The organism is Microbacterium sp. P2_F9 (assembly GCF_056403635.1).
Genome location: NZ_JBFUFC010000209.1, coordinates 1 through 6,508, shown reverse-complemented (window position 1 = coordinate 6,508; position 6,508 = coordinate 1). Strand labels below are relative to the sequence as shown.

Below are 6,508 nucleotides of genomic sequence, written 5' to 3'. Positions count from 1 at the left end.
CGTCGGCCCCGCGGCCGCCCGTCGCATCCTTCACCGACCCGACGATGTCGTCGACGCCACGCACAATGACCACGGAAGCCCCGGCATCCGTCACCGCCTGCGCTTTCGCTGCGGATCCGACGACGCCGATCACTCGCGCGCCGGCCGCGGCGCCGAGCTGCACCGCGGCGAGTCCGACGCCCCCAGCGGCGGCGTGCACGAGCAGCCACTCCCCCGGCTGGATCGCCGCCCGCCGATGGAGTCCGAACCACGCGGTCTGGTACGCGACGGTGAGTCCGGATGCCTCGGCATCGGTGAGCGACGGCGGAGCCGCCCACACATCCGAGGCCGGCACGACGGCGTACTCCGCCAGCAGCCCGATCTTCGAGGCGAGCACGCGATCGCCCACCGTGAACCCGGTGACCCCGGAGCCGAGCGCCGCGACCCGGGCAGAGCACTCGACGCCCGGCACGAACGGCAGGTCGGGGCGCACCTGGTACTGCCCGCGCGCGAGCAGCACGTCGGGGAAGTTCGCCGCGACGGCGACCACCCGCAGCAGCACCTCGTCCGGCCCGGGGGCCTGCACCGGCACCTCGTCGAGCGACAGCGCGTCGGCGGGCTCGCCCAGCGTGGTCACACGCCAGGCACGCATCGCCGAGGGGATGGCCGCGGCGTGAGGTTCAGGCATCCGTCCTCCTGATTCCGGTGATGAAGAGATCGGTGAGCTGCTCGGCGACGACCGCCGCGCTCTCAGGACCTGCGGGGTCGTACCAATGCGACAGATAGTGGATGTCGCTGAAGAAGTGGGCGATCAGCACAGCGTGCGGGATGTCGGTGCGGTAGCGGCCCTCGTCCTGCCCTCGGCGCACGAGGCCGGCGAAGGCGTCGTGGTACTCGCGCCGGCGCCTCACCACCTCCTGCTGCCGGGGTGCGGCCAGCATGTGCTGACTGCGGAAGAACACCGTGCCCTCGGGGAGGAACTCGATCGAGGTCTCCACCACGTCGATGCACACTGCGCGCAGCACGTCGTCGACCGGGCCGCCGCGGGCGATGATCTCGTCGAGGTGCGACTTCTGCAGCGACAGCATGCGCTCGTAGATCGCGAAGAGCAGATCGTCCTTCGACTCGAAGTAGTGGTACATCGCGCCCTTGGTGACGCCGGCGGCCTCGACGATCTGCTGCACGCTGGTGTTCGCGTAGCCCTGCGCGGCGAACAGCCGGACGGCGGCACGGGTCACATCGTCGGCGACGCTCGTCTCCTTCACGCCGCGCCTCAGGCGATCAGGCGCAGGCTCGCGCCGCCGTCGATCACGATCGTCTGGCCGGTGATCCAGTCGGCGTCCTCCGACAGCAGGAACGCCACAGGGCCGGCGACATCCGCGGTCTCGCCCAGCCGGCCGAGCGGGTAGCCGGCGGACACCTCGGCTTCGCGTCCTTCGTAAAGGGCGCGCGCGAAGGCGGTCTTGATGACGGCGGGGGCGACCGCATTGACCCGGATGCCGGGCGACAGCTCCTGCGCGAGCTGAATGGTGAGGTTCATGATCGCCGCCTTCGACACCCCGTAGAACGCGATGCCCGGGGCGGCGCTGACGGCGCTGATCGACGACAGATTCACGATGGAGCGACGCAGACCTGCGGCGACGGCATCCCTCGTCCACTCCAGGGTGCCCAGCACGTTGACCGCGAGGATCTTCTGCGCGACGGCGAGGTCGATTTCGAGCAGCGGACCGTACGCCGGATTGATGCCCGCGTTGTTCACAAGGTGGTCGAGCCGCCCGTGGCGTTCGGCGACGTGCGCGAACACTGCGGCGCGGTGTTCGGGGTCGTCGGCTTTGCCGGCGACGGCCGAGGCCTGCGGACCGAGGGTGGCGATCGCTTCGTCGAGCGAGTCCTGCCGGCGGCCCGTGATGACCACGGAGGCGCCTTCGTCGACGAGGCGCTGGGCGATGGCGAAGCCGATTCCGCGGCTGCCGCCGGTGATGACCGCGACCCTGTCTGCGAACCTCTGCACCTGCACTCCTTCGTGTGGCCTCGATGTCCGACGAGCCGCCACATACCGGCCAGTCGGTTTGGTCAGGCTACCACGATCATCATACGAGATTGCGAGGGGACAGCCTGAGACTCCGTGCCATGATTCGCGGTACTCAGTACCGCCGAGGTACCCTGAGACCGCAGCATCCGATCGATCGAAAGCAGTCGTCATGACCTTCACCCCCGTCCCAGGTCAGCAGGTAGACGGCTACGACCTCACCGGACGCCGCGGCACCGACTACTACGCGGTATTCGCCGACATCCCGGATGCCGACCGCGCGGTGTGGGAACGGGCGCAGGGCTACGTCGACGAGATCGGCGATCGCATGCAGGGCGCGTGGGATGCCGCGGAGTACCCGCTCGACCTCGCGCGGCGGCTGGGCGAGCTCGACCTGCTCAACGACGGCATCGACCACCCCGGCCTCACCCCCTTCTCACCCCTCGCGGCCGGCCTCGTGAACATGGAGGTCTCACGCGGCGACGGCTCGCTCGGCACGGTGATCGCGGTGCAGGGCGGTCTGGCGCTGCGCACCCTCGCGCTGTTCGGCAGCCCGGCGCAGCAGCAGAAGTGGCTGGTGCCGGTCGCGCGCGCCGAKGTGCTCGCGGCGTTCGCGCTCACCGAGCCCGACCATGGCTCGGATTCCGTCTCGCTCGAGACGGTCGCGCGCCGCGACCCTTCGACAGGCTCAGGGACCGGGGCAGGCTCAGGGACCGGGGCAGGTTCGGGGACCGGGGCCGGCTCAGGGACCGGGGAGTGGGTGCTGCGGGGCGCCAAGAAGTGGATCGGCAACGGCGCGTCCGGCGGCATCACGTTCGTGTGGGCGCGCATCGACGACGACGGCGCGCCCGATCACGGCGCCGTGCGCTGCTTCCTCGTCGAGCAGGATCGCCCCGGCTACACCGGCACCGTCATCACCGGCAAGGCGTCGCTGCGCGGCATCCACCAGGCGCACATCGTCCTCGACGACGTGCGGGTGCCGCTCGACGCCGTGCTGCCGGGCACGAAGAGCTTCAAGGATGCCTCGACCGTGCTGTATTCGACGCGCTCCGGCGTCGCCTGGTCGGCCCTCGGGCACGCGACCGCCTGCTACGAGGCCGCGCTCACCTACGCGCAGCAGCGCATCCAGTTCGGCAAGCCGCTCGCGAAGTTCCAGATGGTACAGGAGCGCCTGGCGCAGATGCTCGAGGAGCTGACTGCGATGCAGCTGTACTGCCGGCACCTCGCCGACCTCGAGCTGTCCGGCGGCCTCCGGCCCACCCAGGCGTCGCTCGCGAAATACCACAACACGCGCGCCGCACGCCGGATCGCGGCATCCGCTCGCGACCTGCTCGGCGGCAACGGCATCCTGCTCGAGAACGGCGTGATGCAGCACATGGCCGACATCGAGGCGATCCACACCTACGAGGGCACCGAGTCGATCCAGGCACTGCTGATCGGCCGGGACATCACCGGAATGAGCGCCTTCGCCTGAGCGGGAGCGGATGCCTCGGCACGAGGCATCCGTCGATCAGAGGGTGACGAGCACCTGGGCGAGCAGGATCTTCACGATCATGGCGACCGGGTAGACCAGGCTGTAGCCGAGGGCGACGCGAACGTCGTAGCCGGTGCGGGCGTTGGCGAACCCGAAGATCGCGGGATTGGTCGAGGCGCCGGAGATGACCCCGGACAGCCGGGTGCCGCCCACGTGGAACACGTGACGGACGATGAGGTACGTGCCGAACATCGCGATCGAGGTGACCACGACGCCGATCCCCAGCAGCACGAACACCTGTCCGGACACGATCGCATCGACGATCACCGAGCCGGCATTGCTCCCGGCGTAGGCGAGGAAGATCAGCAGGCCCAGTTCGGCGAGCACCGTCGCCGCCGTCTGGGGCATCGACGTCACGAACGGGCCGATGCGCCGGAGGCGGCCCATGATCAGCCCGATGATCAGCGCGCCGGCGGCGAAGCCCAGGCTGAAATGCGAGCCGCCCGGGAGCGGGATCTGGATCGATCCGAGCAGCAGACCGATGGTGATCCCGATACCCAGCGCCACCGGGTTGAGGTCGGCCGTGCCGCGTTCGGAGTCACCGAGGAACGACGTGACCTCGGGCATCGTGTCGGTGGGGCCGACCACCCGCATGCGGTCCCCGAGGTTGAGCACGAAGCTCGGGCTGCCCACGAATTCGACGTCGCCTCGGCGCACCCGCACGATGTTCGCGCCGAACCGCCGCTGCAGTCCGAGACTCTGGATCGTGCGCCCGGACAGCTTCGGGTCCGAGAGGATGATGCGCCGGAAGTCGAGACTGCTGCGGTCGCGGGTGATGTCGATCGTCGAGGTGTGGCCGAGTTCTGCGGCAACCGCGTCGACCTCGTCCTGCGGCCCGACGACGTTCACCACGTCGCCCTGCTCGAGTTGGGTGTCGGGGCCGATCGCCTCGGACTCTCCGCCCTCACCGTGGGTCACGCGCGAGAACGTGATCCGGTGTCCGTGCGCCTCTGCGATGTCGGTGGCCTTCGGGATCGAGGTCGTGTCGATCCGGATGGGCTTGTCGACGATCGGGGACGGCGCATCCGTATCGTCCTTGCGGTGCCGCAGCGCGAGTGCCGTCGCGGCCATCGCTCCGAGCACCCCGAAGACGTACGCGCTGGCGTAGCCGACGGTCGCTTCTGGGCTGCCGCCGGTGGCCGCCAGCGCGGGCGTGTTGGTGATGGCCCCTGCGAAGGTGCCCGCGATCGTGAGCGGATCGAGGTCGGCCGCGCGACCCAGGACGAGGGTCGCGGTCGCCGCCACGGCCATGATCACCGCGACGACGATCATGAGCGGGTACGCCGTCTTCAGTGCGTTGAAGAAGCCGGGACCGGCGATGATGCCCGTGCAGAACGCGAACACGACCAGCCCGACATCGCCGACGACCGCCGGGACGCCGATCTGCTCCCCGACCGCCACACTCCAGGCGGTGAGGCCGATCGCGGTGAACAGCACGGCGATCGCGCCCAGCGACACCACGCCGATGCGGATCCGGCCGAAGGCCGCGCCCACCCCGATGAAGAGGAACAGTACGATCACCGGTCGCTCGGCGAGGAACCCGAAGACGACGTCCATTGCACCTCCACCGGGGCGCGGGTGCGCCCGGTCCGAGTCTGCCGTGCCCGCCGGTCCGCCGCACCCCCTCATCGCCAACCCGCCGTACCCAGCTGCGGGGATGAAGACCGACACGCCGAGGATCGGATGCCGCCACCCGGCGGGTCGCGGCATCCGCCCGCACTTAGGTACGGGCGGGATCCGGCCGGGCAGGGGTGGGCGAGACCGGACGTCCACGGCAGGATGGACCCATGCCGTACGAAATCCCCGCGCCGATGCTCGCCAAGTCCGTCCCGAAGGTGCCCGAGCAGGACGCCATCGCCGGCGGCTTCAGCTACGAGCCGAAATGGGACGGATTCCGCGGCCTCGTGTCGTGGGACGGCGAGAACGTCGAGATCGGCAGCCGCGGCGCGAAGCCCCTCACCCGCTACTTCCCTGAACTGGTCGAGGCGTTCGCGCGGCTCCTCCCCGAGCCGTGCCTGCTCGACGGCGAGGTCGTCGTGCCCAAGGGCGACAGCGGAGACCAGCGGCTCGACTGGCAGTCGCTGACGCAGCGCATCCACCCCGCGGCATCCCGGGTCAACATGCTCGCCGAGACCACCCCGGCGATGTTCATCGCGTTCGACCTGCTCGCGCGCGGGGATCGAGACCTGCGCGACGAGCCGTTCGAGGTGCGCCGGGCCGAACTCGTCGGCCTGCTGCGGGGGGTGCCGCACCCGGTGCACGTCACCCGCACGACCGCCGACGCCGAACTCGCGAAGCGCTGGCTCGCCGAGTTCGAGGGCGCCGGCCTCGACGGCGTGATCGCCAAGCCGCTCGCCCAGCCGTACGCCCCCAACAAGCGCACGATGTTCAAGATCAAGCACGCGCGGACGGCGGATGTCGTCGCCCTCGGCTACCGGATCCACAAGTCCGGGCAGGGGGTGGGGTCGCTTCTCGTGGGTCTCTACTCGGCGGACGGCGAGCTGTACCCGGTCGGCGGAGTCGCGGCGTGGAGCGACAAGCGCCGCCTCGAGCTCATCGACGAGCTCGCGCCGCTCGTCGAGCGCGACGAAGACGGGTCCGCGCTCACCGGCGCCGGCGAGAAGTCGCGGTTCTCCGCCGCCCGGGCCGACTCGTCGTTCGTGCGCCTGCGTCCGGAGCGGGTGCTCGAGGTGCGCTACGACCAGCTCGAGGGCTGGCGGTTCCGCCACACCGTCCAGTTCGAGCGGTGGCGCCCCGACCGCGATCCCGAGTCGTGCACGTATGACCAGCTCGAGTCGGTGTCGGCCTACGACCTGGGCGACGTCCTGGACTGAACGCGCCCCGGCCGGCCGCCGCGCGGCGCGCTGAAAAACCACATTCAGGCCGAGAAACCACATTCCCACTGAGACATCACGCGACGCGCGGTGTCTCAGCCGGGATCTGGTGTCTCGCCATCGATATGTGCC

The 6,508-nt window shown here is 70.1% G+C and carries 6 protein-coding genes; 2 read left to right on the top strand and 4 right to left on the bottom strand.

What is annotated here, in order from left to right:
• The 3 genes from AC1DVT_RS16905 to AC1DVT_RS16895 all read right to left on the bottom strand — a co-directional run.
• Positions 1-667, bottom strand: a 667-nt coding sequence (locus AC1DVT_RS16905) for an alcohol dehydrogenase catalytic domain-containing protein (RefSeq protein WP_477390183.1), incomplete at its 3' end; no start/stop codon positions are given.
• Positions 660-1,244, bottom strand: a complete 585-nt coding sequence (locus tag AC1DVT_RS16900) for a TetR/AcrR family transcriptional regulator (RefSeq protein WP_477390181.1) — start codon at positions 1,242-1,244, stop codon at positions 660-662. The genes AC1DVT_RS16900 and AC1DVT_RS16905, both read right to left, overlap by 8 nt.
• A gap of 8 nt (positions 1,245-1,252) precedes the next feature.
• On the bottom strand, positions 1,253-1,990 hold the full coding sequence (locus AC1DVT_RS16895; RefSeq protein WP_477390179.1) for an SDR family oxidoreductase: 738 nt from the start codon (positions 1,988-1,990) through the stop codon (positions 1,253-1,255).
• 190 nt (positions 1,991-2,180) lie between these two features.
• Here AC1DVT_RS16895 and AC1DVT_RS16890 point away from each other — a divergent pair, with 190 nt between their 5' ends.
• The gene (locus AC1DVT_RS16890; protein WP_477390177.1) at positions 2,181-3,482 is read left to right on the top strand and encodes an acyl-CoA dehydrogenase family protein; all 1,302 of its coding nucleotides are present in this window, start codon (positions 2,181-2,183) and stop codon (positions 3,480-3,482) included.
• A gap of 36 nt (positions 3,483-3,518) precedes the next feature.
• Here AC1DVT_RS16890 and AC1DVT_RS16885 read toward each other — a convergent pair whose 3' ends face one another.
• Positions 3,519-5,099: an aspartate:alanine exchanger family transporter gene (locus AC1DVT_RS16885; RefSeq protein ID WP_477390175.1), complete on the bottom strand. Its 1,581-nt coding sequence runs from the start codon at positions 5,097-5,099 to the stop codon at positions 3,519-3,521.
• Positions 5,100-5,329: 230 nt separating this feature from the next.
• Between AC1DVT_RS16885 and AC1DVT_RS16880 the strand changes: the two genes are divergently transcribed.
• Positions 5,330-6,376 (top strand): ATP-dependent DNA ligase, encoded by a 1,047-nt coding sequence (locus AC1DVT_RS16880; RefSeq protein WP_477390173.1) that lies wholly within the window; start codon positions 5,330-5,332, stop codon positions 6,374-6,376.
• Positions 6,377-6,508: the final 132 nt, after the last annotated feature.